Annotated in this window: 17 protein-coding genes and 1 pseudogene; 8 read left to right on the top strand and 10 right to left on the bottom strand. The window is 67.3% G+C overall.

The window, feature by feature from the left end; all coding sequences use genetic code 11:
• Nucleotides 1-58: 58 nt before the first annotated feature.
• Together rio1 and eif1A are read right to left on the bottom strand one after the other, a co-directional pair.
• On the bottom strand, nucleotides 59-1012 hold the full coding sequence (rio1, locus tag OS889_RS01035; protein ID WP_372386625.1) for a serine/threonine-protein kinase Rio1: 954 nt from the start codon (nucleotides 1010-1012) through the stop codon (nucleotides 59-61).
• A gap of 45 nt (nucleotides 1013-1057) precedes the next feature.
• Complete coding sequence (gene eif1A / locus OS889_RS01030) at nucleotides 1058-1348, bottom strand: translation initiation factor eIF-1A (protein WP_089765603.1); 291 nt, start codon at nucleotides 1346-1348, stop codon at nucleotides 1058-1060.
• 153 nt (nucleotides 1349-1501) lie between these two features.
• Here eif1A and OS889_RS01025 point away from each other — a divergent pair, with 153 nt between their 5' ends.
• From OS889_RS01025 to OS889_RS01015, 3 genes are all read left to right on the top strand, one after another.
• Nucleotides 1502-2809, top strand: coding sequence for an amidohydrolase (locus OS889_RS01025; protein ID WP_372386624.1), 1308 nt, complete (start codon nucleotides 1502-1504; stop codon nucleotides 2807-2809).
• 167 nt (nucleotides 2810-2976) lie between these two features.
• Entirely contained in the window at nucleotides 2977-3399 is a 423-nt protein-coding gene (locus tag OS889_RS01020) for a DUF192 domain-containing protein (RefSeq protein ID WP_372386623.1), read from the top strand.
• A 357-nt stretch (nucleotides 3400-3756) separates the two neighbouring features.
• Entirely contained in the window at nucleotides 3757-5046 is a 1290-nt protein-coding gene (locus tag OS889_RS01015; RefSeq protein ID WP_372386622.1) for an adenosylhomocysteinase, read from the top strand.
• Between the two features lie 22 nt (nucleotides 5047-5068).
• Here the strand turns inward: OS889_RS01015 and OS889_RS01010 are convergent, their stop codons facing one another.
• Together OS889_RS01010 and OS889_RS01005 are read right to left on the bottom strand one after the other, a co-directional pair.
• On the bottom strand, nucleotides 5069-5491 hold the full coding sequence (locus OS889_RS01010) for a GtrA family protein (protein ID WP_372386621.1): 423 nt from the start codon (nucleotides 5489-5491) through the stop codon (nucleotides 5069-5071).
• Nucleotides 5492-5493: 2 nt separating this feature from the next.
• Nucleotides 5494-6963 (bottom strand): sulfatase, encoded by a 1470-nt coding sequence (locus tag OS889_RS01005; RefSeq protein ID WP_372386620.1) that lies wholly within the window; start codon nucleotides 6961-6963, stop codon nucleotides 5494-5496.
• A gap of 156 nt (nucleotides 6964-7119) precedes the next feature.
• Here OS889_RS01005 and hjc point away from each other — a divergent pair, with 156 nt between their 5' ends.
• Complete coding sequence (hjc, locus tag OS889_RS01000; protein ID WP_372386619.1) at nucleotides 7120-7593, top strand: Holliday junction resolvase Hjc; 474 nt, start codon at nucleotides 7120-7122, stop codon at nucleotides 7591-7593.
• Between the two features lie 90 nt (nucleotides 7594-7683).
• The gene (locus tag OS889_RS00995) at nucleotides 7684-7878 is read left to right on the top strand and encodes a DUF7472 family protein (RefSeq protein ID WP_372386618.1); all 195 of its coding nucleotides are present in this window, start codon (nucleotides 7684-7686) and stop codon (nucleotides 7876-7878) included.
• 14 nt (nucleotides 7879-7892) lie between these two features.
• Here OS889_RS00995 and OS889_RS00990 read toward each other — a convergent pair whose 3' ends face one another.
• Complete coding sequence (locus tag OS889_RS00990) at nucleotides 7893-9131, bottom strand: DNA primase (RefSeq protein ID WP_372386617.1); 1239 nt, start codon at nucleotides 9129-9131, stop codon at nucleotides 7893-7895.
• Nucleotides 9132-9253: 122 nt separating this feature from the next.
• Between OS889_RS00990 and OS889_RS00985 the strand changes: the two genes are divergently transcribed.
• Complete coding sequence (locus tag OS889_RS00985; RefSeq protein WP_372386616.1) at nucleotides 9254-9844, top strand: DUF7474 family protein; 591 nt, start codon at nucleotides 9254-9256, stop codon at nucleotides 9842-9844.
• Nucleotides 9845-9850: 6 nt separating this feature from the next.
• Here the strand turns inward: OS889_RS00985 and OS889_RS00980 are convergent, their stop codons facing one another.
• The gene (locus tag OS889_RS00980; RefSeq protein WP_372386615.1) at nucleotides 9851-10594 is read right to left on the bottom strand and encodes a DNA polymerase sliding clamp; all 744 of its coding nucleotides are present in this window, start codon (nucleotides 10592-10594) and stop codon (nucleotides 9851-9853) included.
• 198 nt (nucleotides 10595-10792) lie between these two features.
• On the opposite strand from OS889_RS00980, the gene OS889_RS00975 reads away from it, so the two are divergent.
• On the top strand, nucleotides 10793-11578 hold the full coding sequence (locus tag OS889_RS00975) for a 23S rRNA (uridine(2552)-2'-O)-methyltransferase (RefSeq protein WP_372386614.1): 786 nt from the start codon (nucleotides 10793-10795) through the stop codon (nucleotides 11576-11578).
• Nucleotides 11579-11593: 15 nt separating this feature from the next.
• On the opposite strand, the gene OS889_RS00970 is transcribed toward OS889_RS00975, so the two are convergent.
• Both OS889_RS00970 and OS889_RS00965 read right to left on the bottom strand, forming a co-directional pair.
• Nucleotides 11594-12304, bottom strand: a complete 711-nt coding sequence (locus tag OS889_RS00970) for a queuosine precursor transporter (RefSeq protein WP_372386613.1) — start codon at nucleotides 12302-12304, stop codon at nucleotides 11594-11596.
• Nucleotides 12297-12470 carry a ribbon-helix-helix domain-containing protein gene (locus OS889_RS00965; RefSeq protein WP_372386612.1) on the bottom strand — a complete coding sequence of 58 codons (174 nt, stop codon included), beginning with the start codon at nucleotides 12468-12470 and terminating at the stop codon, nucleotides 12297-12299. Before OS889_RS00965 ends, OS889_RS00970 begins: the two co-directional genes overlap by 8 nt.
• A gap of 105 nt (nucleotides 12471-12575) precedes the next feature.
• Between OS889_RS00965 and OS889_RS00960 the strand changes: the two genes are divergently transcribed.
• Nucleotides 12576-13004 carry a molybdopterin-binding protein gene (locus OS889_RS00960; RefSeq protein ID WP_372386611.1) on the top strand — a complete coding sequence of 143 codons (429 nt, stop codon included), beginning with the start codon at nucleotides 12576-12578 and terminating at the stop codon, nucleotides 13002-13004.
• 19 nt (nucleotides 13005-13023) lie between these two features.
• On the opposite strand, the gene OS889_RS00955 is transcribed toward OS889_RS00960, so the two are convergent.
• Both OS889_RS00955 and OS889_RS00950 read right to left on the bottom strand, forming a co-directional pair.
• Nucleotides 13024-21333, bottom strand: coding sequence for a beta strand repeat-containing protein (locus OS889_RS00955; RefSeq protein ID WP_372391497.1), 8310 nt, complete (start codon nucleotides 21331-21333; stop codon nucleotides 13024-13026).
• Nucleotides 21334-21846: 513 nt separating this feature from the next.
• A pseudogene (locus tag OS889_RS00950) lies at nucleotides 21847-22935 on the bottom strand (GLUG motif-containing protein); the annotation flags it as partial.
• Nucleotides 22936-23515: the final 580 nt, after the last annotated feature.

Here is a 23515-nt window from a genome sequence, read left to right as displayed (position 1 = left end):
ACGCCTCGCTACCCGGTGGAGCCGTTTAAGCGTTCCTTCGCACCCCGGCGCGGAAGCGTTATCCGTCGGCGACGTCCGGCCCGTCGGGCTCGCCGGCGGGCTCGGGCTCGACCGCGGTGACGAAGTCGTAGAGCTCGTCGCCGCTCGCGTCGAGCCCCTGCCGGCCGAAGAAGGCGGCCACGTTCCGGCAGTCGCGCCGGAGGAACTCGTCGGCGTTGGGGTGGTGGACCGTCACCGCCTGGCCGAGGTCGATCACGACGAGTTCGCCGTCGTGGATGATCATATTGTACTCCGAGAGGTCGCCGTGGACCAAGCCTGCGGAGTAGAGCCGCCGCATATACTCGCTGACGACGTCGTAGGCCGTCTCGGGGTTCTCGACGTCGACCTCGGCGAGCCGCCGCGCCCGGTCTTCGACGAGCCCGACCAGCTCCATCACGAGGACGTTCCGCTCGACGGCGATCGGTTCGGGGACGCGGACGCCGGCCTCCCGCGCCCGCTTCAGGTTCGCGAACTCCTTGCGCGTCCACGCGAGGACGACCTGCTTCTTGTCGTTGCCGAGGCCCTCGAAGCGCGGGTCGCCCTCCAGGTACTCCCGCATCTGCCGGAAGTTCGAGGCGTTGATGCGGTAGATCTTCACCGCGACGTCCCGCTCGCTCCCGTCGTGGCTCCCCAGCGCCTCATAGACGTTCGCCTCCTTCCCCGTCGAGATCGGCCCGCCGAAGGCGTCGATGTGGCCGTCCTGGACGAGCTTGTAGATCGCCGCGAAGGTGGCGTCGTCGAAGACCGACTGCTCGACCTTGAACTGGTCGGCGTCCTTCAGCCGCTTCCGGAACTCGTCGAACTCCCGATCGCGGCGCCGGGCGATCCGGTCTGCCTCGGTGTCGGTGACGTCGATCTCCTCCCACTCGTCGCCGGGCGCTTCTACCTCGTCGGGCGCCAAGAAGCCGAAGTCCTCGTCGTCGTCGAAATCCGGGTCGGGATCGGGGTCGGAACCGCGCTCGGGGTCGGTCATCGAATCAGTCTCTCGTCGGTCCGGCCGCGGGCGCTCGGGGCACGGTCACTGGATGTGGCCTTCCTCGCGCAGTTGGTCGGCCTCGGACTTCTCGTAGCGCCACACCACGTCGGCCTTCTCGTCCTGCCAGTCCCAGGGCTCGACCAGGACGACGTCGTCCTCGCGGATCCAGATGCGCTTTTGCATCCGGCCGGGAATCCGCGCGGTCCGCTCGACGCCGTCGGCACAGCGGACTTTCACGCGGTTCGCCCCGAGCATATTCGTGACGACGGCGAACACCTCGTCGTCGTCGGGCATCCGGAGGTCTCGTCGCCCCCCGTTCTCGTCGTCGCTCATAGGCGGAGGTTCGTCACGCCCCGGTTTAAGTTCTGCGAGACTGGCTCTGACCGGCGCTGGGACCCGGTACCGGTCCGTTCGGGGAGCCTCGCGGCCGGCGCTCTGCCGCCGCCAGACGACAGTATGATACCCGCGCCGTCGGTACCGCACGGTATGTCATCGAACACGCTCCTGGTCGCCGGCGGACGAGTCCTCAGGCCGGACTTCGAGGTCGTGGACGCGGACGTGGTGATCGATCGCGACGACGGCGTCATCGACGCTGTCGGGCCGGATCTCGCGGTCGACCACGAGGTCGACGAGACACTCGACGCCGCGGGCGGCCTCGTGATCCCGGGGCTCGTGAACGCGCACACGCACGTCGCGATGACGCTTCTCCGGGGCTACGCCGACGACAAGCCGCTCGATGCGTGGCTCCGCGAGGACATCTGGCCGGCCGAGGCCGAACTCGGCCCGGAGGACGTCCGCGCCGGCGCCGAACTCGGGCTCGTCGAGATGATCCGCTCGGGCACCACCGCCTTCGCCGATATGTACTTCCACGTCCCCGAGATCGTCGACGCGGTCGACCGCGCCGGCCTGCGTGCCCGACTCGGCCACGGCGTCGTCACCGTCGGCAAAGACGACGAGGCGGCCCGCGCCGACGTCGAAGAGAGCGTCGACGTCGCTCGCGAGTACGACGGCGCCGCCGACGGCCGGGTCCGGACGGCGGTGATGCCCCACTCGCTCACGACCGTCGCGGAGCCGCTCCTCCGCGAGGCCGTCGACGCCGCTCGCGACGCCGGCGTCCCGGTGCATACGCACGCGAACGAGACGCGCGAGGAGGTCGAGCCGATCGTCGACGAACGCGGCGAGCGGCCGCTCGAATACGCCGACGACGTCGGCCTCCTCTCGGAGACCTCGTTCCTCGCTCACGGCGTCCACGTCGACGAGGCCGAGATCGACCTCCTCGCCGAGCAGGACGCGGCGGTCGTCCACTGTCCGGCGTCGAATATGAAGCTCGCCTCGGGCATCGCGCCCGTTCAGGACCTCCTCGACGCCGGCGTGACGGTCGCGCTCGGCACCGACGGGGCCGCCTCCAACAACGACCTCGACCTCTTCGACGAGCTCCGGGACGCCGCGATGCTCGGCAAGCTCGGCGCCGACGACGCCGCGGCCGTCCCCGCTGCGGCGGCTGTCCGGATGGCGACCGAAGGCGGCGCCGCGGCGCTGTCGCTCCCTGGCGGGCGGATCGAAGCCGGCGCGGCGGCCGACCTCGCGGTCGTCGACCTCGACGCGCCGCACCTCGCGCCCGCCCACGACCTCGTGAGCCACTTGGCGTACGCCGTCCGTGGATCTGACGTCCGGCACACGGTCTGCGACGGGCAGGTGCTGATGCGGGACCGAGAGGTCCTGACGCTCGATGCGGAGCGCGTCGTCGAGACGGCGCGAAAGCGCGCGGTGGACCTCGTCGCCCGCGCGGAGTGACGATGCGGCGTCGCACGTACCTCGGACTGCTCGGCGCTGCCGCTGTGGGGGCGTCGGGATGCGCGGGCGCCCCGTCGGATTCCGGCACCGAGCCGACGCCGGCGTCCGATACGACTTCGGATGTCGCGGCGACCGGTACCGAGACGTCCCCGACGGCGACGGCGGATATGACCACCGGTACTCCGATCTTCCGCGGCTACGAGACGACAGTAGTGGAAGTCCGGTCTCCGAACGGCGACCTGCTCGGGTCCGTCACAGCGGCTATTGCCGACACCGGACAGCTCCGTTATCGCGGTCTGAGCGAGACCGACTCTCTGCCGGCGGACCGCGGGATGTTCTTCGTCTACGACGCCGTCGGCAATCACACCTACGTGATGCGGGAGATGGACTTCGGGCTCGACATCGTCTACGCCGATGGCGACGGCACCATCACCCGGATCCACCACGCGCCCGAACCCGCCCCCGACGAGGACGGCGAAGACCAGCGCTATCCGGGTCGCGGGCAGTACGTCCTCGAAGTCAACTACGACTGGACGACCGATCGCGGAATCACCGAAGGCGACGTGCTGGAGTTCTCACTCCCCGAGTGAGGCACACTGCTGGATCGTTGGCGAACAGCCGGCACCGCCGCTTCCCGCGCCGACGTGCCGGACAACCGCTTCCCGACGCGGGGTATTCGCTACGTCACGGGGGCGCTGGTCCCGTGTTCGCATATAAAATCACGGTAGCGCCGACAGCTGACCCCTCTACTCTTCGCTTCGATCTCTGATCGTCCGTGGAGTATCCGTTCCAGTGGTACTCTCCAGTGAGCGCACCGCGAGGCGAGCAGAGCGAGCCTCGCGGATCCTTTTTGGTCCAGCTTTTTGCGAGGAGGGTGCGCTCTGCGCACCCGACGAAGTAAAAAGGTGGTTCGGCAGCGTTTTCTTTCACCTGTCGCAATCGGGGGTATGAGCAAGAGCACGTATCCACCGATCAGCGAGCACCTCGACGACGTCGCGGCCGCTCGCGACGAGGGCCGCCGGAAGATGGACTGGGCGCTGCAACACATGCCCATCCTCCAGGAACTCCGCGAGCAGTTCCGCGAGGAACAGCCGCTGGCGGGCCAGACGATCGGGATGGCGATGCACGTCGAGGCCAAGACGGCGAACCTCGTCGAACTGCTGGCGCTCGGCGGCGCCGAGGTCGCGATCACGGGCTGTAACCCCCTCTCGACCCACGACGACGTGAGCGCGGCGCTCGACGAACACGACGCCATCACCTCCTACGCGAAGCGCGGCGTCGACGACGAGGACTACTACGCCGCGATCGAGTCGGTCGTCGCCCACGAGCCGACGATCACCGTCGACGACGGGATGGATATGGTCTACGCCATCCACGAGGACCACCCCGAACTCATCGACACCATCGTCGGCGGCGCCGAAGAGACCACCACGGGCGTCCACCGCCTGCGCGCGATGGACGACGACGGCGAGCTGAAATACCCCGTCTTCGCCGTCAACGACACGCCGATGAAGCGGCTCTTCGACAACGTCCACGGCACCGGCGAGTCCTCGCTCGCGACGATCGCGATGACGACGAACCTCTCCTTTGCGGGCAAGAACGTCGTCGTCGCGGGCTACGGCTACTGCGGCAAGGGCGTCGCGAAGAAGGCCGCGGGCCAGAACGCGAACGTCATCGTCACCGAGGTCGAGCCCCGCCGCGCCCTGGAGGCGCACATGGAGGGCTACGACGTGATGCCGATGAACGAGGCCGCCGCAGTCGGCGACGTGTTCGTCACCACGACCGGCAACCGCGACGTCATCACCCGCGAGGACTTCGCGGAGATGAAAGACGGCGTCCTGCTCGCGAACGCCGGCCACTTCGACATCGAGATCGATCTCGACGCGCTCTCGGACCTCGCGGTCGACGAGTACGAGGCCCGCGACGGCGTCCGCGCCTACGAGATGGACGACGGCCGCCGCCTCAACGTCATCGCCGAAGGGCGCCTCGTCAACCTCGCCGCGCCGGTCGCGCTCGGCCACCCCGCGGAGGTGATGGACCAGTCGTTCGGCATCCAGGCGGTCTGTGTCCGCGAGCTCGTCGAGAACGGCGGCGCCTACGACGCCGGGGTCCACGACGTCCCCGACGACCTCGACCGCGAGGTCGCCGAGATCAAACTGGCGGCCGAGGGCGTCGAGATCGACTCCCTCTCGGACGCGCAGGCGGAGTACATAGACAGCTGGAGCCACGGGACGTAATCGGAGTTCGTCCCCGCGCCGCTTACTGCCCCCACGTCCACTTCGCGTCGAGCACGTACCGGTAGACGCCGCTGATCACGATGGCGACGGCGTTCGCGAGCAGGTAGAACAGCGACAGCCACTCGACGAGCGCATAGAGCACGCCGATCTGGATCGGGATCGCCGTCCCGCGGACGACGTTCGTGCGCAGCAGGCCGTAGAGGTAGTTCATCCCCGTGTTCGGCGTCGCCTGGAAGGTCCAGGCGTTGTTGAGCACGTACGAGAGCACGATCGTGATCTCGATCGAGATCACCGCGCCCAGGAGGTAGTACAGCCCCGAGACGTCGACGAACAGCCACAACAGAACCATCTGGATCCCGGCGGTCACGGCGCCGACGACGACGAACCGCCGCAGCTGGAGCGCGAGCGGACCGCTATGGAGGTTGCGAAGAAAGCGCCGGAGCATCGCTACTTGTACCCGAGTGCCTCCAGCCGCGCGCCGAGGTCCGCGTCCATCTCCGCCGACTGCTCCGACTCGCCCTCGCCATCGCCGTCTCGTTCCCGGATGAGTTCGACGTGCGCGTCGACGAGCGGCCGGAAGCGGTCGACGACCGTCCGCGCCTCTCCCCCGATGTCGCCCCCGCGACCGTCCGCGACGTTCCCTGCGAGATCCATCTGTTGGTCGGGGTCGTCGGGACGGAAGTACAGTCCTTCGGTCTCGCGGTCGACGTTTCGAATGTAGGTCCAATCGCGGTCCCGGACACTCACGAGCAGGTCGCCGTCGTCGAGGCCCCGCGGGATCGGCTGGGCGGTCACGTCCTCGTCGCGGACGGTGACCGAGACGACCGGCTCGTCCGGGGGCGCGGCGCCGTCGCGGACCGTCGGCCGGAGCGACGAGCCGGTCCAGACGTCGGGGGCGTCGACGCCGAGCAGGTCGGTCACGGTCGGCGGGACCGCATCGAGACCGACCTGGCCGTCGACCCGCCGGCTCTCCGCGCCCGGCACGTCGACGATGAGCGGCACGCGGATCAGTTCGTCGTACAGCTTGGGGTAGTGCGCCAGGTGGCCGTGCTCCTGGAACTCCTCGCCGTGGTCGCCCGCGAGCACCACGGCGGTCTCCTCGGAGAGCCCCTCGGCGTCGAGCGCGTCGAGCAGCCGGCCGACGCTGGCGTCGACCTGGCGGACGGCCGCCTGATAGAGCGTCCGGAGATCGGCGAGGGTACGCTCGCCGACCTCCCAGCCGAGCCCGGTCCGGGTGTGGGCGTGGAGCATCCGGTGGGTACCGACGCGGCTGTCGGAGACCTCGCGGATGTACCGCGGCGCGGGGACGTAGGGCGTGTGGGCGTCCATGTAGTGGATCCAGAGGAAGAACGGCCCCTCGACGGATTCGAGGAACGCCGTCGCGGCGTGCTCGACGTCGAACATCCGCGAGGTGTCGAGGAAGGGCCGGTCGTCGACGTCGCCCGCGAGCCGCGAACGCAGCCGTCGGAAGGGCGAGGCCGCGAGCTGGAGCCACGCCTCGACCGTCGGATGGGTCGCGAGGTAGCGGCTGTAGAGGCTGCCGCCGACGCTCGCGACGAACGGCTCGAACTCGTCGAAGCCGTCGTCGTAGCCCCAGTGAGAGGTGAGAAAGCCGTTGGCGGCGTTGAAGCCGCCGGTCGCGACGCCGCTCTCGGAGAGGACCGACGCCAGCGTCGGCGCGCCGTCGACCCCGATCCGGCCGGAGTCGGCGAACACCGGCCGCGAGGCCAGGATCGACGGGAAGGAAAACGGGGTCCAGTTCCCGGTCGCGAACGCCCGCTCGAAGACGGTGCCGCGACCTGCCAGGCCGTCGAAGACGGGGGTGTGGCGGTCCGAATCGTAGGTGCCGAGCGCGTCGGCTCGCAGCGAGTCGACCGTGACGAGCACGACGTTCGAGACCGCGGTATCAGCGTCCATGTAGTCCCCGAGCTCGGCCTCCAGCGACGCTCCGCTCCGGCCGGAGGCGCGTAGTACTCGACTGATGGGGTTTTCGATATATATACTCGCGGGTTCGCGGCCGACTCACGGCGACCGTGTCGTCCGGTTTAAGACCCTCTCGGACCGAGAGCGGGTATGTCCTCGAACCGGAAGGGCGACCGCCGCGAGCGCGAACTCGTCAACCGCCTCGACGAGGCCGGCTTCGCGGTGATGCGCGCTCCCGCCTCGGGCTCGGCGACCGACCGCGAGCTCCCGGACGTGCTCGCCGGCGACGGCGAGGTGTTCTACGCCATCGAGGCCAAATCCAGCTCCGGGCGGCCGATCTACCTCACCGGCGAGGAGGTGGAGGCGCTGATCTACTTCGCGCGGAACTTCGGCGCGAAGGCCCGGATCGGCGTCCGGTTCGACCGCGAGTCGTGGTACTTCTTCCACCCCGGCGACCTGCACGTGACGGACGGCGGTAACTACCGAGTGAAAAAGGAGACCGCGCTCGCCGAGGGCGAGTCCTTCGAGTCGTTCGTCGGCGGGCCGGCGCAGGCGCGGCTGACCGACGTCGAGGAGGCGACGTCCGACGGACCCACAGACGACGGCGACGCGCCGGACGCCTGAACGCGCGCGGCCGGATCGACGCCGACGACCGCGAACCGGCGTCAGCGCCGCATCGAAGCCCTTTTAGAACGGCCACCGGAAGGCGGAGGTATGGAAATCGACGCGGAGATGCGGCGGAAGATCGTCGTCTCCATCGTCTCTGTCGGCGTTTTCTTCGCCGTGTTCGTCGGCATCGGGGCGACCTTCGGGCCCGACCTCGGGAACGACGGCGGCCTCGCCCTCGTGGGCGCGGTCGCGCTCTTCATCGTCGTGATGGCGCTCACGGGCGTCTTCCTCGACGAGTGACTGGCTCATCGTGATCACTCTCCGCTCGTCGCCTCCCGCCAGTCGCGGACGTCGCCGGCGTTGGCGAGGGCGTCCGTGTAGTACGACAGCGGGTGCGAGATCCTCTCACAGCGCTCGTCGGGGTCGACGCAGGTCCCGTAGGACTGCATCGTCGCACACGACGGCGGCGGGTACTGGGTCCTGTCGGAATCCGAGAGGTACTCCACGCGCGTTCGGATCCGCTCGGCGGGACGCTCGTCATCGCCGTCGCTCTCTTCGCTTCCTTCCCCTGTTTCGTCTCCGTCGCTCTCCGGGTCCGCGACTCCGAGCAGCGTCGTGACGTCCTCGCCGTCCATCCCGAGCGCGACGAGGAACGACACCAGCGAGAACTCCGCGTGCTCGGGCAGGGACTCCCCGCTCCGGGCCCGCTGGACGAGCGCCTTCATACACGGCGGGAACAGCGCCGGCACCACGGCTTCGATCGCCTCCCCGGTGCCGGCGTCGTGGTCGTTCAGGAGCGAGCGGAGGTCGGCCACGGCTGAATCGAGCGCGTCGGCGATGGCGTCGCCGCCGTCGGTCCCGCTCACCTCGAACGGGAGCCCCTCGCTCACCCGGCGCTCGACGGCCGCCTCAAGCAGCCGCGACAGCTCCGCGGACTCCACGCGCACCTCGCCGTCGCGCACCTCGCGGTTGACGAGTCGCCAGCGACTCCCCCAGCTTCCCTCGCCGAGTTCGAGATAGGGGCCCAGGGCGACCCAGTAGTGGGAGGCGGTGCGGCCCGCATCCCCGCCCGATCCGGGGCCCGCGCCGCCGCGGCCTGCCTGGCTCGACGGGCCGCTCCGTCCCGGTCCGTCGCCGCCGCGGTCCGGGCGGACGTCGCCGTCGAGGTCGAACTCGCGGAGGACCTCGTCCAACGACGCGCGCGCTCGGCCGGTGCTCTGGAACTCCGCGCCGCCGAAGTCGGCCTCGAAACGCTCCCGCGCCGTCGACGCCTCCGCGGTGGCGTACTTGTCGACGGCGGCGGGCGTGTCGACCAGCGAGACGAGGATCCGCGCGATCGGATACGAGAGCAGTTCCTCGCGGCGGTCCCACCGCTTCGGCTCCTCGGCGGCGACCGTTCCCTCCATCAGGGCGCGTTCGACCCGCTCGCGGCCGCGCTCGACCGCCGGGGCGTCCTCGACGACGAGCGCCGCCGGCGAGATGTCCGCCTCGCGGACGGCCTCGCGCGCGCCCTCGAAGAAGGGATACCGGGCGTAGAGCGGGTCGATCGGCATCGGCTTTCTATCTCGGCCGCCGCCGAATAAACACGACGATCGGACGCCTCTCTCCGTCGCCCGCCCGCGGACGCATCGCCCACACCGTGGCACCTAAGACCGGCCGCCGCCCTTCTTTCCCTGTGCCGCGCTTCGACTACCCGTGTCCCGACTGCCGGGCCACGAACAGCCTCCACGACGCCGACTGCGACTTCGAGGGCACGCCCTGGCCCGACGTCGAGAAGGCCTACACCGACATCGTCGCCCGGCTCTCGGCCGGCCCCGTCGCGGAGGCGGACCTCTACGACGCCGTCGACGGCGAGTGGGGCGCGCTCCACCGCTCGGCGCTCGAACGCCTCAAGCGCGACGAGCGGGTGACGGAGAACAACGACGTGCTCCGCCTCCGGACCGCCGCGGAGTTCCGCGAGCAGGTCGCAGAGCCGACCCGCGAGCCGATGCGGACCCTGTACACCAGAGGGAGCGTCCCCGGCTGCCACGACAACGCGGTGTTCGCGATGATCGCGTGGTACGAGATGGTCGGGCTCTCGTGGTCCGAGACCCGCGAGAACGTGATCGAGTGGCTCGAAGACAGCGGCGCGTGGGCCCGCGGCGGCTTCGAGGAGCCCTCGCCCGCGGCGCTCGTCGACTCGAAGCGCCACGTCTACGAGGCGGGATACGGCTGGAAGGAGAAGGCCGAGGCGGCAAAGCGCGTCATCGACCGCCACCGCGGGTGAGCGTACCTATTCGCTCTGGATCCGGGGCGCGAGCATGTACGTGATGTTGCCCTGGCCCTCCGCGACCGCGTAGTGGATCTTCACCGGGAACTCCTCGCCGAGCTCGATCGTCACCTCGGCGTCCTTCGGGATCGCCTTGTTCATGTCCTTCAGGTAGTCCAGCGAGAACAGCGAGTCGGCCGCGCCGGCGGTGAGCGCGATCAGGTCGTCGGCGTCGAGCTCGAAGTCGACGTCGTCGGTGTCGCCCTGGGCCTCGATGTGGAAGGCCTCCTCGTCGGCGTCCACGCGGAGCCGGACGTGATCGGAGACCATGTCGGCGGCCTTGATCCCGCGGTCCAGCTGGGCGCCCTCCAGGACGATCTCCGCGGAGAGATCAAGATCCGGGATATCGGGCTCCTGGCGGATGGAGTCGGGGTCGATGAGCGCGAGCGTCGAGGAGAGGCCGTCCATTCGGATGTTTAGCTTTCGGGTCTCCTCGTCGAGTTCGAGCTCGACGAGCTGGTCGCCGCTGGCCATCCCGACGAAGTCCTCCAGCTTCGCGAGGTTGACGCCGATCACGCCGCCGTCGGCCTCGTAGGACTCGAACGCCGCCGCGTCGAGCGAGAGATCCACCATCCCGACGTTCGCGGGGTCGACCGCGCGGATCGCCAGTTCGTCCTCGTTCAGCCGGATCTTACACTCGTCGACCAGCACGCTCACCGAGTCCAGCGCGTCCTGCAGCGTCGACGCGCCCACGATGGCCTTGAACATATGCGCGGAGGTACGAACAGCGGGCTTAAAAATACTCTTGGTTCATCGCGCGCGCGACGCGAGCGCAGTGGCCGACTTCCGCGCCGGACGGTCGATTCACGGTCGAGTCGGCACCCATTTCAGCGTCGGTGGCGTGGAGACGGTTATGACCGGTATTTCACGCGACGGGGAGCCGCGACGGTCCCCGGTGACCTGACGATGGCGGGGAAGGACGAATACTACAACAAGGCCAAACAGGAGGGCTACCGCGCCCGCTCGGCGTACAAACTGAAGCAGCTCGACCGGCAGGCGGGGCTGTTCGGCCCCGGCAACACCGTCGTCGACCTCGGCGCCGCCCCCGGTGGGTGGCTCCAGGTCGCGAGCGAGGCCGTCGGGACCGAGGGCACCGTCGTCGGCGTCGACTTCCAGCGCATCCGCGACCTCGACCTGGCGAACGTCGAGACGATCCGCGGCGATATGACCGACGAAGAGACCAAAACCGAGCTCAGAGAGCGCGTCGGCGACGACGGCGCCGACGCGGTCGTCTCGGATATGGCGCCGAATATGACCGGCGAGTACTCGCTGGATCACGCCCGGTCCGTCCACCTCGCGCGCCAGGCCCTGGAGGTCGCGCTCGACCTCCTGCCCGCGGGCGGCGACTTCGCCGCGAAGGTCTTCGACGGGCCCGACCTGGAGGAGCTGAAAGACGACATCGACGCGGAGTTCGAGTACGTCCGCACGATCCGTCCGGACGCCTCGCGGGACTCCTCGTCGGAACTGTATCTCGTCGGCAAACACCGCGTCACCGCGCCCGTCTCGGAAGGCGACGAACTGGACGTCGTCGTCGACGACGTGGGCAGCGAGGGCGACGGCGTCGTCAAGATCGACGGCTACACGCTGTTCGTGCCGGGCGTCGAGACCGGCGAGTCGGTCCGGATCCGCGTCGACGACGTCAAGGCGAACTACGGCTTCGCCGAGGTTCTCAACGGCGACGACGCGGCGTAAGCCTAAGTTCCGAGCTCACTCGGGCGCCCAGCCCTCGTCGTCCGCTCCGATCTGCGATCCGCCGAGCGCCGCGACCACGGCGTAGACGAACGGCGTGTCCACGAGCGCGATGAGCAGTTTCAGGAGGTACTGGCCGACGATCAGCGAGAGGATCACGGGAATCTCGAACCGCGGGCCGAAGCCGAGCACCCGCGGCGCGACGTAGAACGCGACGCCGACGAAGATCACCGTGTCGATCGCCTGGCTCGTCGCGGTCGAGCCGATGTTCCGGAGCCACAGCATCGACTCGCCGGTCGCCTCGCGGATGCGGTGGAACACGAGCACGTCCCAGTTCTGGCTCACGACGTAGGCCAGCAGGCTCCCGAGGACGATGTTCGTCCCCGGCGCGAGCACCGCGCGGAACTGCGAGGCCGACTCGGGGTTGGCCGCCGGCGCGAGGATCGTGCTCCAGACCAGCGCCAGGAGGACGAAGTTCATCACGAAGCCGACGTTGACCATCACCTGCGCGGCGCGGCGCCCGTACAGCTCGGAGTAACAGTCCGACGCGAAGAAGGTCAGCGCGTACGCCAGCGCCGCTCCGGGGAGGATGATGATCGCGCCCGTGACCGGCAGTTCGACCGGCAGCGAAAAGGCGAGCAGCTTCGAGGCGGTCAGCTGCGCCGTCGTCAGCGCCGTCACGAACAGCGCGACGAGCGCGACCGAGCCGACCTGGGACCGCTCACTCATCGTCCAACCGCCCGTGTCGGGCGTCGATGTCGTCCAGCATATCCAGCGTCTTGCGGATCGAGGCCCGGACCGCGTCGCTGCGGTTGACGAACTTCCCGTCGTCGCCGACGTGCTCGTCGAGGTCCGCGAGCAGCTCGTCGGGGATCTCTACGCTTATCTTGGCCATATCCGAGGATTCTCTCGCGAATATTTAGGCGTTCGCTCTCGGCGCCGGCGCGGCGGACGGCGGGGGCAGGGACTAAATCCGCGGACTGCCAAGATCCGCCGACAGATGATGGAGACGGCTGAGGCGCACGTCACGGTGACCGGCGAGAGCACCGTCCGGATTCCCGTGCCGCTCCCGCCCGACCACGACTACGAGACGACCGCGATCGAGGGGCAATTCCGCTGTTCGTCGGGCGACCTCGTCGCCGACGGCTGGAGCGGCCTCGCGGTCGGCTCGCTGCTCGTCGCGGCCGACGTCCCCGACGAGACGACCCACCTCCAGGTCGAGGGCGCCGACGGCTTCACCGTCTGCGTGCCGATCGGCGCCGCGCTCGACGGCGTCCTGGCGTTCGAGGACCGGGCCGTGGAGGCCGAGCCGCGGTTCGCGGCCCCCGGCGTGTCGGGCACGCGAACGGTGAAGGGCGCGCGCCGCCTGGAGCCGGTCACGCTCGATCCGAGCGAGCACCCCGAAGACTGGGAAGACCTCCTGTTGTAGCGTATGACGGCGTGAGACGTCAGCGCCGTCTCCGCGTCCACAGGACGACGAGGGCGAGCGCCCCGACGGCGGTGCCGACGCCGAACCCGGGCGCTCCGGTCCCCGACGACGACTCCTCGACGGTGAGCGTTCCCGCACTCTGATTCCCGACGCGAATCTCGTAGGTGCCGGGATCGAGCGACGCGCCGTACTCGGCGAAGGTGATTTCGGTCGTGTTGCTGGCTCCCAGTGTCACTTCCTGAATCGCGAGCGGCGTCTCGTCTGCGGACAGTGCGATGCGCTCTGTAGCTTCCACTGCTCCCCTATTGGTCACCGTCGCGGTGACAGTAGGTGTCTCTCCGACTGTGATCGTTCCCGTCGAGAGCGACGCGGAATCGACGGTGATGTTCGGCCCCGGGACCTCCACGGTCACGGTCTCCGTCGTCGTATCATCTTCGCTCGCGACCTCGACGACGTAGTCGCCGGCGTCGGCGCCGGTCGTGTTCCACGCGAGGGACACGGACTCGGAGCCGTCCGCCGCGACCTCGACCGACGTGTTGTTTCGCTCCGTGCCGTCGACGAGCAGGGAGATCGTTCGACTGCCGCCCTCGCCGCCCGTGTTGGAGACGGTCACGTCGACGGTGAGGTTCTCGCCCGCGACTACCGGCGCGTTCGTCGAGTCGATCGCGACGTCGAAGAACGCCGGCTCGATGATCTCGACCGTGTCCGTGGCGACGTTGCCGGTTCGATCGTCGGTCGCCGTCACGGTGTATGTCCCGCCGGCGTCGAGCCCGTCGACGGTGGCCGGGTCGAACGTCACCGTCGTACTACCGTCGCCGTCCAGTGTCAGTTGCTTCGTCGCCACGATGTCGCCGTTCGCGTCGGTCACTGTCGCGGTGAACGGTTCTCCGCCCCGGTTGGCCGAGACGGTGGCCTCGACGACTTGATCGGTGGTGACGGTCGCGTCGGCGACGGCGACCGACCAGCCGAGGTCGGCGAGCTCGAAGTACTCGACCTTCCCGCCGTCGTCAGCGAACTCGACTCCCGTCGTCTCGCCGACGTTGAATCCGAATTCGGACGTGTTCAGAGCCAGCACGGTACTATTCGGCCCGGTCGAGAGCATCTGTCCGGTGGTATCGAAGTACAGGACCGTGTTCGGCCCGGAGACGTCCGACTGCACGGCCAGCGGAGTCCCCTGGTAGATACGCTGGGCATCCTCAGAGCTGTCGAATCCGCCGCTTTCCTTGACGACCGCGCCGGTGACGGTCACCTCCTCGGACACCCGACTCGTGGCGGTGACGCCCGCCGTCGTCGCATTCAGCGTCAGCGACACCGACAGATTCCGGACGGGATCGACTTCGACCGCGTCGCCGCCGCTCGTCAGCACAACGGTGTGACGCGCGCTGGCGTTCCCGGCCGCGGGCGTGACGGTGACTCCGCCGACCGGCCCCGCAGTCGATCTGTCGGAGGCGTTGTACACCTCGGTCCCATCGAGCCGAACCCGCAGCGATCCCGGCCGGACGGCGGCGGATCGGTTGGTCACCAGTTCGATCGTACCGTCGACCTCGACCGCGGAAACGACGTCAGCGGGCCGGGGAGCGACGACCCTGACGACCACGGTCGCGTTGTCCGTCCCGCCGCTTTCGTTCGTCGCCTCGTAGGTGAACGAGTCGGTGCCGACGAACGCCTCGTCGGGATCGTAGGCGAACGAACCGTTCTCGTAGAGGGTGAGCGATCCGTTTTCCGGCCCGTCGACGACCGACGCGTTCAGATCGCCCGCCGGATCGGAGTCGTTGCCGAGCACGCCCGGCTCGGCGACCGACAGGGTCGCGTTCCGCTTGACGGCGTAGCTGTCGTTGCTCGCGATCGGCGCGTCGGTTGTCTCGTTCGACGTGTCGTACGTCACTGCGGCGGTCCCCTCGGAGTAGGTGACGTTGAACGCGATCGCCGCGCCCCCGCCCGAAACGGCCGAGACGGTGGCATCCCGGCGCGATCCGTTGAACGTCCCGACGAGATCCGAGGTACTCACGCCCCACTCGTCGAGCAGCGACGGGGGGAGGTACGCCTCGAAGAAGCCCTCATTGACGGTCTCGCCGTCGGTCTCGTAGTGCGGCGCCGCGACCTCCAGTTCCACCCGATCCGGGGTCGCCGAGGCGTTGTACGTCGGCGCTCCGAACCGCTGGGCGTCGGTGATGAAGACGCTGCCGTTCAGCCGCTCGCGGTACGCGGGCGAGACCGTCGAAAGTCCGTCGACGGCGTAGGAGATGGTCCGATTCTGTGACTCCGTCGCGACCAGCGATCCGTTCCACTCCTCCGGACCGGTTCCATTCTCGAAGTACGAGTGGACCTCCGCCGGCGATCCCGCGATCGAGAGCCGCCAGTCGCCGTCGGCGGTGCGCGTCCGCGACCAAGTCACGTTGCGGGCGGAGCCGATCAGGACCCGCGGCGTGAAATTCGCGACGGTGACGTTCACCCGGATTCGGGTGGAGTCGGTGACGCCGAGTCCGTCGAGTTCGTAGTTGCCGCCCGGCTCGCCCGCTTCGCGGCCGACGTAGGACTCGTTTCTGAGCTGGACTTGGAGGAGCCCGCTGGAGAACTCCGCGCGCAGGCCGACGTTGGCCAAGTCGGGCTGTGCGCCGCCGACGTGGCTCAGGCTCGACGCGACGACGAACGGCCCGCCGGAGACTTCGATGGTTCGGTTCTCGCTGTCGGTCTTGCCCGCGTCGTCAGTGACAGTGAGAGTGACGTTGTACGTCCCGGTCTGATTCGGGACGAACGTCGCCCTCGCTCCCGTGAGGTCGGTCACGTTCCCGTTCGGCGCCACGACGGTCCAGTTGTAGTTCGCGATGGCGCCGTCGTCGACGGACGGCCGTCCGTCGAGCGTGACCGACTGATTCACGCTCGCCGTCGAGGGGACGGACGGCAAGGCGGTCGGCGCCGCGTCGGCCGCGCCGACGGTCAGATTGGTGATCCCCTCGGCCGCCGTGGTACCGGGGTTCGTCGTGTTGTAGAGCTCGGTCCGCACGGTGACGTTGCCGTCGAGCGCGCCGGCTTCGACTCGCAGCCGGGCTTCGCCGAGATCCGAGAGGGTGGTGTTTCTCGCCACGACAGTCGAATTGCCGTCAGTGACGTTCCGGAGGCGGACGCCGACGTCCGCCGGTGCGATGACGCCCGTGGCGTTGTATAACGCCGTGAAATTGAACGTGACGTCCGGATTGTAGGTGTCGTTCGCCGGCGCGAAGATCGCCGGCGCGGGCGGAGCGCTACCCTCACCTCCGCCACCTCCGCCACCTCCGCCACCTCCGCCGTCGACCGTCTCGGCGGTGAAGGTCACCAGCCCGGACGCGTAGACGACGTCTGTCGTGCCGTTCGCGAGGGTGACGTTGATGGTGACGTCGCCGGCGAGCGTGCCGGCGGGGATCGTGACTCCCGCGCTCCCGCTCGCGCTTTCGGGCGTCGCTGTCGCGACGACCGTGCCGTTGCCAGCGGTCGCGTTCCGGAACCGAATCTCGATGTCGTCGGGCGCGACGAATCCCGTCGCGTTGTACTCGATCCCGACGTTGAGTTCCTCGGTGGGGTCGTACGTGCTATCACCCGGGACGAGGACGGTCGGTGCGGGCTCGTCCACGCCGCCGTCCGCCTCGTCGTCCCCGTCCGTCGTCGTCGTCGTGAGGTTCACCAGCCCGGCGGCTGCCGTGCTTCCGTTGGAGGTGTTGTACAACTCGGCCCGCAGCGTGACGTTGCCGGCGAGTGCTCTGGACGGGACTGTCGTGTTGGCGTTCCCGATCGGCGGCACGGACGTGTTCCTCGCGACCACGGTGTCGTTGGTCCCGGTGACGTTCCGCAGGCGGATGCCGACGTCTCCGGACGCGATGACGCCCTCCGCGACGTGGAACGTTCCGATCGTGGTCTCGGCCGTCGGATCGTAGGTGCCGTTCGCGGGCGTGAGGATCGCCGGTGCGGTCACCGCGGTGAGGTTCACCAGATCAGACGCGTAGACCCTCTCCTCAGTTGTGTTCACGAGCGTGACGTTCAGCGTGACGTCTCCCGAGAGCGTGCCGCCGGGGATCCGCACTTCTTCGACCCCTTCGTCGCTATCGGGCGTCGCGCTCGCGACGACGGTGTCGTTGCCAGCGGTCGCGTTCCGCACCACGAGGCCGACGTCCGCGGGATCGATGACGCCCGTGGCGTTGTAGCTGATCTCTGGGGTTCCGCCCACGCTGGGCACGTATTGCTGGTCTTCGGGCGCGCTGACGACCGGCTCCGATGGTGGCGCCGCCGGCTGATCCTCGGTTTCGACCGTTATTATGGTGGTCGAGGTCTCCGTGTTCCCCGCGCCGTCGGTGACTGTGAGTTCGACCGTGTACGTCCCCGCGGCGGCGTATGAGTGGTTCACCGTCGGTCCGCTGGCGTCCGTTCCGTCACCGAGCTGCCAGTCGTAGCTCTCGATCGACGACGGGTCGCCCGCGAACGCAGCGAAGTCGACCGTCTCGCCGATTCCGACGGTCATATTGCTGGCGTCGATCGACACGCCCGGAGCGGTCGTATCGAGGATCAGCGAGGGCCCGGACGTCGAATTGTCGTTGCCTGCACCGTCCGCAGCGTAGAACGTCGGGGTAACGCTCCCGTCTCCCCCCGCGTTCGAGTCGTCGACGGCGAACGTGGCGTTGTAGACGCTATCGTCGTTGCCGTCGGTGAGGGTGACGTTTCCGGCGCCGAACCGGCTCGCGTTGATCCAGACGTTCGCGATCCCGCTGTCGCCGGCGTCGTCGACCGTTACCACTGCACCGATCAGATCCCCGTCGGCGACGTAGCCGTCGCCGTCACTCAGGTCGCTGAGGGTTGGAATTGTGAGAGCCGGAGACGTTGAATCATCCGGCTCCGACGGCTCGACCGTGATGGTGGCGGTCGCGGTGTCGTTGGCCTGTCCGTCGCTGGCGTCGTACGTGAAGGAGTCGGATCCGGTGAAGCCAGAGTCGGGCGTGTACGCGAAGCTTCCGCTCGCGTTGAGGATCAGCGTTCCGTTGTCCGGACCGTCCACTATGCCGACCGCGAGTGAATCGTTGTTCGGATCGGAGTCGTTGAAGAGGACGCCCGGTGCTGAAACGCCCAGCGTCGTGTTCTCGCTCGCAGTGTAACTGTCGTTACGCGCGATCGGTGCGCTGTTCGTCGCCGTGACGCTGATCGTGACCGTTGCGGTACTGTTGAATTCGCCGTCGGTGGCGTTGTAGGTGAAGGAGTCGGTGCCGACGAAGCTCTGGTTCGGGACGTAAGTGAAGCCCCCGTTCGCATCCAGCGAGAGGCTTCCGTTCGCGGGGCTACTCACGAGCGTCGCGGTCAGCGAGTCGCCGTCCGGATCCGTGTCGTTCGCTAACACGCCTTGGGACGCGTCGACGGTCAGCGTGGTATTCTCCGGCGTGTTGTACCCGTCGTCGTCCGCCGTCGGCGCCCGATTCGCTTCTTTCACGTCGACGGTGATCGACGTGGTGTTTGTATTCTCGGCGCGGTCCGAGACGGTGAGTTCGACCGCATACGTCCCGTTCGACTGGAACGCGTGTGCGACGGTCGCGGTGTCATCGAAGGACCTGTTCGCGTCGATCCCGCCGTCGGAATCGAAGTCCCATCGGTGGTGGGAGAGTCCGTCGGCGAGGTTGTCGGTGGAGGTGCTCGCGTTGAACCGAACCGTCTCTCCCGGCGCGATCGACGTTCGGTTGGCGGTGACGCTCGCCGTTGGCGGCTCGGTGTCCAGGGTGAGCGAGGGCCCGCTCGTGGTGTTTATGTTGCTCGCGTTGTCGACGGCGCGGAAGAGCGGCGTGACCGTTCCGTCGTTTCCGGCGTCGGTGTCGTCGACGCGGAACGTGGCGTTGTAGGTGTCGTCGCCGTTGGCGTCGGTGAGGTTCACGGTCCCGGCGCCGAACCGGCCGGCGTTGACGCCGACCCCGTCGAGGCCGCTCCCGCCGCTGTCGGTGACTGTGACCGCCGCGGCGATCCGGTCGTCGTCGGCGACGTAGCCGTCGCCGTCGCTCGCGTCGGTCAGCGTCGGATTCGAGAGCGCCGGGGGCGTCGAATCACTCGGCCCCGACGGCTCGACGGTGATGGTGACGGTCGCGGTGTCGTTCGCCTGTCCGTCGCTGGCGTTGTAGGTGAACGAATCCGTGCCGTTGAAGCCGGGGTTCGGATCGTACGAGAAGCCGCCGGTCGCGTTGAGATCCAGCGTTCCGTTCTCCGGGCCGGTATCCACGACAGCGGTGAGGGTGTCTCCGTCGTCCGGATCCTGATCGTCGTCCAGGACGCCCGGATCCGTGACGTTCAGCGTCTCGTTCTCGGTCGTGGTGTAGCTGTCGTCGTCCGCCGTCGGCGCCTGGTTCGTCCCGGTCACGCTGATCGTGACTGTGGCCGTGTCGTTCGCCCGTCCGTCGGTGGCGTTGTAGGTGAAGGAATCCGTGCCGACGAAGCCCTGCTCTGGCGTGTAGCGGAGGCTCCCGTTCGCGTAGAGCGTGAGGCTCCCGTTCGTCGGGCCGCTCACGAGCGCCGCGGCCAGCGTGTCATTCTCCGGATCGGAGTCGTTCCCCAGCACTCCCGGTTCCGAGACGCTCAACACCGAGTCGCTGCGGTCGGTGCTCTCGCTGACGGTATAGTTATTGTCGCGTGCGACCGGCGCGTCGTTCACCGGGGATACCGTTACTGTGACCGTCGCGGTGCTGTTGAATTCGCCGTCGCTGGCGTTGTAGGTGAACGAATCGGTTCCGGCGAAGTTCTGATCCGGGGTGTAGGTGAAGCTCCCGTTTGCATTCAGCGAGAGCGTCCCGTTCGTCGGCCCGCTCGCGAGCGTCGCAGTCAGCGAGTCGCCGTCCGGATCCGTGTCGTTCGCTAACACGCCCCGGGACGCGTCGACGGTCAGCGGCACATCTTCCGAGGTGGTGTAGCCGTCGTCGGTCGCCGTCGGCGCCCGGTTCGTCTCGCTCACGTCGATGGTGATCGACGTGGTGTTCGTGTTGCCGGCGTCGTCACTCACGTTGACTTCGGCTGCATACGTGCCTGCCGAGACGTACTGGTATGTGACCTCCGAATTTCTCGAAAATGACCCAGACTGTTCGACGGTGCCGTCGCCGTCGAAGTCCCAGCGGATGGATTCGAGGTCACGGAAGCTGCCATCGCTCGATCCACTGGCGTTGAGCCTGATCGCGTCTCCCGGTTGGATAGTTGTCCGATTGGCGGTGAGGTTCGCTTCTGGTGGAACCGTGTCCAGATACACTCTGTTCCCGACCTTGTCTTCCGGTTTTGTACTGTTACTGTACCCTGCACCGTCGGTTGCGGTGATCTCGGGCCTGATGATCAAGTCTTCCCCGGAGACCCTGGAGCCGTTGACGGTGAACGTGGCGTTGTAGACGCTATCGTTATCCCCGTCGGTGAGATTCACCGTCCCAGCACCGAAGCCGCTCGCGTCGGCTTCGACGCTCACGACACCGCTGCCGCCCGAGTCGGTGACTGTGACGTTGATGAACACCTCGTCGCCGTCGTTCACGTAGAAGTCGGCGAACGGATTCCCGAAGTCGGTGATGGTCGCGTTAGTGAGCACCGGTGGGGTCGAATCCGAAGGCGTTCGCGACGTGTTTAGCACGAGGTCGTCGGACGTGGCGGTCGTCGTTTGGCCGACGCCGTTCGTGGCCGATCCACTGACGGCGTACGATCCGTCCGACGATGCGTTCGCCGCGTCGACGGTGAATGTGCCGGTGTAACTGCCGTCTCGGTACTCGGTCAGCGTGACCGAACCGGCACCGAAGTCGGACGCGCTCGCTTGGAGGGTCGCTAGCCCGGAGTCGGTGTCGTAGGCGGTGATATTGACGCCGACCCGATCTCCGTCACCGACTTCTCCGTCGTTGTTTTCGAGATCAACGATGCCGTCGCCGGTATCGAACCTGAACACGGGCTGGCTCGTATCCAGTCGGATCTGATTCGTCTCCGCTGATGTGACACTGTTTGTATTCGTTGCCGTAATCTCGATCCGGTAGTCGTCGTCTCGGCCCGTCGCCGAGACGGTGAACGTGCCATTGTACGTCCCGTCGCCGTCCCCGTCGGAGAGGGATAGCGACTCCGGTCCGCCGAACGATGAGGTGTTCGCTGTGACGGAGTCGACGACACCATCGATATCCGCTCGAACTTCGATCGCATCGTTCGTCGTGACGTTCCCGTTCGCGTCGGTCGCGTCAACCACGCTCGCGCTCGCGATCGAGAACAGCGTGCTCGGATCCGTCCGCGCCGCGAGGACTGGGTAGTCGTTCGCCCTAGTGTACCAAACTGTCCCAAACGACAGTTCGGTCATATTTGACTCGGCGGCTTCTCCGGTCATCTGGCTGGTCTGGAGTCCGTCGGGATCTTGGTAGCTATCTCTTTCGCCAGCGGATGAGTCCTGGCCGGTCGTTTCGATGTCCCAATACGAATGAATTGAGCCATCGAACTCGTCAGCTTTCGATCCCACGACTCCACCTGTCAGATTCGAACCGGTGACGTTCCCGACCGCGAAAGAGTGATTGATCCCGTTACCACGACTCTCGCCGACGAGCCCTCCGACGCGTTCCGAACCATTCACTGACCCGCGCGCCGACGTGTTCGTGATCGTATCACCTTCGTATAATCCGACGAGCCCACCGACTCTATACCTGGAAGCGTTGACGTCGCCCCGCGCAGCTGCGATCCGAATCGTCCCGGAGCTTTCGCCAGCAAGCCCCCCGACGTTGTCGGAACCCGTCACTCGGCCAGTCGCGGAGGCATTCCGGATCGTCCCCGAATTATCGCCCACGAGGCCGCCGATTCTGTTAGTGCCTAACGAGCGACTGTCTCCAAAGGCCCCGTCCACGCGACCGGTGGCCGTGGCGTTTCGAATCGTCCCGCTGTTCGTGCCAGCGAGTCCCCCGATATCCTCGTTGATCGTCGGTACTGATCCCGAGGGTGTGGCATTCACATACCCACTTGCCGTGACATCAATCAACGTTGCTCCGTTCGATCCGACGAGACCTCCCGACGAACTTGAGTACGACGCGTTGATCGTCGCGCTGCTGGAAGCGTTCCGAACGGTGCCGCCGGCCGTCTCTCCAATGAGTCCACCAAGTCCGGAGGCCTCCGACTGCACCTCGTCGACACCGTCGTACGGGTATCCATCTATGTAGCCGCTTGACGTTGCGTTAACGAGCCTTCCGTCATTCAGCTGTCCGGTAACCCCTCCGATGTCGGCAATCCCGACGACAGTGGCATTACTCGATATATTCGTGGTGTTCCCCTCTTGGAGTCCAATTATCCCTCCCACATCGAGATATCCTCTCACTCGGCCGCTCGTGTGAACGTCCGTGACTGTGCCGCCACTCGCACCGACCAATCCACCTACATAGTAGCCCTCGGAGAGGTTTGCAATCGACGATCGAGTCACAGTGACATTCACCTCTGCCGTTACGTTCTCAATCCGACTTCCATCGTTGAGGCGTCCGGTGAGGCCACCGATTCCATAGAAACGAAGGCTGTCATTTTGGTCTGCTCGATACACCAGTACGGTCGGGTCACGAAGCGTCACGTCGGCGACCGTGCCGCCCGACTCCACCGTTCCGATGAGTCCCCCCACCCCGTTGGTCCCAACGGTCGTGGCGCTGGCAGAGACATTTCTGACGGAGCCGGAACTAATTCCGATCAATCCGCCTACGTCGTACGCTCCGGACACCTGACCACTTACCGAAACATCCTGAACTGTTCCCTCGCTCTCCCCAGCGAGCGCACCTACACCATATAGATTATCCCCGCTAAAGCCGTGACTTCCGAGCGAACGATTCGCAGCGATTGACACCTGTTCTAAATCAACATTCTCGATGCGTGCCGATGATCCGACTCGGGTGAAAAGACCCACCGGTGCGGAGAGGTTGTTTTCAGTCCGATCTATGGTCAACCCTGTAATGTCGTGACCCATTCCGTCGAACGTTCCCGTGAACGACGTCGTGTTGGATCCAACGGGATCGAATCCCCTCCCACCGTTCCACGTGGTGGTGTTCGAGGCGTCGATGTCGTCGCCCAGTCGGTAGTGAGCGTCCAGGTCGTCTTCCATCGCCTGCAGCTGCGAGGCATTAGTAATTACGTACGGGTCGTCCGCGGTTCCGTTCCCCGAGAGATCACTTGGAGTGACTGCGACCTGTGCGGCCTCGTCTCTTGGCTCTGCGGCACCGGAGAGATCGCCTGAAGCACTCGCGCTGCCGTCTGATATGCTGTTCGCCGACGCGAGAGGCGCTGCGCTCTGGCCGGTCGCACCCTCCCCGGTGGATTCGCTCGCCGCTGCGCTCCCGGCGATACCAACCCCGGCAGCGACCATCGAAATCACTACGAGCGCTGCGAGGACTACCGCACGCCCCGCCTTCGAGTCGTGGTTCATACGCGACCGCCCCGCACTGTTTCCTGACTCCGTCGTCGATCCGCGATCGAGCGATGCCCTCCGCGACCGCTGTGGTCGGGAGCGTACGGCGCGCGCCGTACGCTCCCGTCACTACGCGGTCCCC

It is taken from the genome of Halobellus sp. MBLA0158 (genome assembly GCF_041477585.1).
In the GTDB taxonomy this organism is placed as follows: domain Archaea; phylum Halobacteriota; class Halobacteria; order Halobacteriales; family Haloferacaceae; genus Haloquadratum; species Haloquadratum rubicundus.
The sequence above is the reverse complement of the archived record's forward strand: the minus strand, read 5'-3'. Positions and strand labels throughout refer to the sequence as shown.

What these genes read in the sequence shown, in the direction of transcription:
- rio1 (WP_372386625.1), bottom strand. Translation starts at nt 1,012, where the DNA reads ATGACCGACCCCGAGCGCGGTTCCGACCCCGATCCCGACCCGGATTTC.
- eif1A (WP_089765603.1), bottom strand. Translation starts at nt 1,348, where the DNA reads ATGAGCGACGACGAGAACGGGGGGCGACGAGACCTCCGGATGCCCGAC.
- OS889_RS01025 (WP_372386624.1), top strand. Translation starts at nt 1,502, where the DNA reads ATGTCATCGAACACGCTCCTGGTCGCCGGCGGACGAGTCCTCAGGCCG.
- OS889_RS01020 (WP_372386623.1), top strand. Translation starts at nt 2,977, where the DNA reads ATGACCACCGGTACTCCGATCTTCCGCGGCTACGAGACGACAGTAGTG.
- OS889_RS01015 (WP_372386622.1), top strand. Translation starts at nt 3,757, where the DNA reads ATGAGCAAGAGCACGTATCCACCGATCAGCGAGCACCTCGACGACGTC.
- OS889_RS01010 (WP_372386621.1), bottom strand. Translation starts at nt 5,491, where the DNA reads ATGCTCCGGCGCTTTCTTCGCAACCTCCATAGCGGTCCGCTCGCGCTC.
- OS889_RS01005 (WP_372386620.1), bottom strand. Translation starts at nt 6,963, where the DNA reads ATGGACGCTGATACCGCGGTCTCGAACGTCGTGCTCGTCACGGTCGAC.
- hjc (WP_372386619.1), top strand. Translation starts at nt 7,120, where the DNA reads ATGTCCTCGAACCGGAAGGGCGACCGCCGCGAGCGCGAACTCGTCAAC.
- OS889_RS00995 (WP_372386618.1), top strand. Translation starts at nt 7,684, where the DNA reads ATGGAAATCGACGCGGAGATGCGGCGGAAGATCGTCGTCTCCATCGTC.
- OS889_RS00990 (WP_372386617.1), bottom strand. Translation starts at nt 9,131, where the DNA reads ATGCCGATCGACCCGCTCTACGCCCGGTATCCCTTCTTCGAGGGCGCG.
- OS889_RS00980 (WP_372386615.1), bottom strand. Translation starts at nt 10,594, where the DNA reads ATGTTCAAGGCCATCGTGGGCGCGTCGACGCTGCAGGACGCGCTGGAC.
- OS889_RS00975 (WP_372386614.1), top strand. Translation starts at nt 10,793, where the DNA reads ATGGCGGGGAAGGACGAATACTACAACAAGGCCAAACAGGAGGGCTAC.
- OS889_RS00970 (WP_372386613.1), bottom strand. Translation starts at nt 12,304, where the DNA reads ATGAGTGAGCGGTCCCAGGTCGGCTCGGTCGCGCTCGTCGCGCTGTTC.
- OS889_RS00965 (WP_372386612.1), bottom strand. Translation starts at nt 12,470, where the DNA reads ATGGCCAAGATAAGCGTAGAGATCCCCGACGAGCTGCTCGCGGACCTC.
- OS889_RS00960 (WP_372386611.1), top strand. Translation starts at nt 12,576, where the DNA reads ATGATGGAGACGGCTGAGGCGCACGTCACGGTGACCGGCGAGAGCACC.
- OS889_RS00955 (WP_372391497.1), bottom strand. Translation starts at nt 21,333, where the DNA reads ATGACCGGAGAAGCCGCCGAGTCAAATATGACCGAACTGTCGTTTGGG.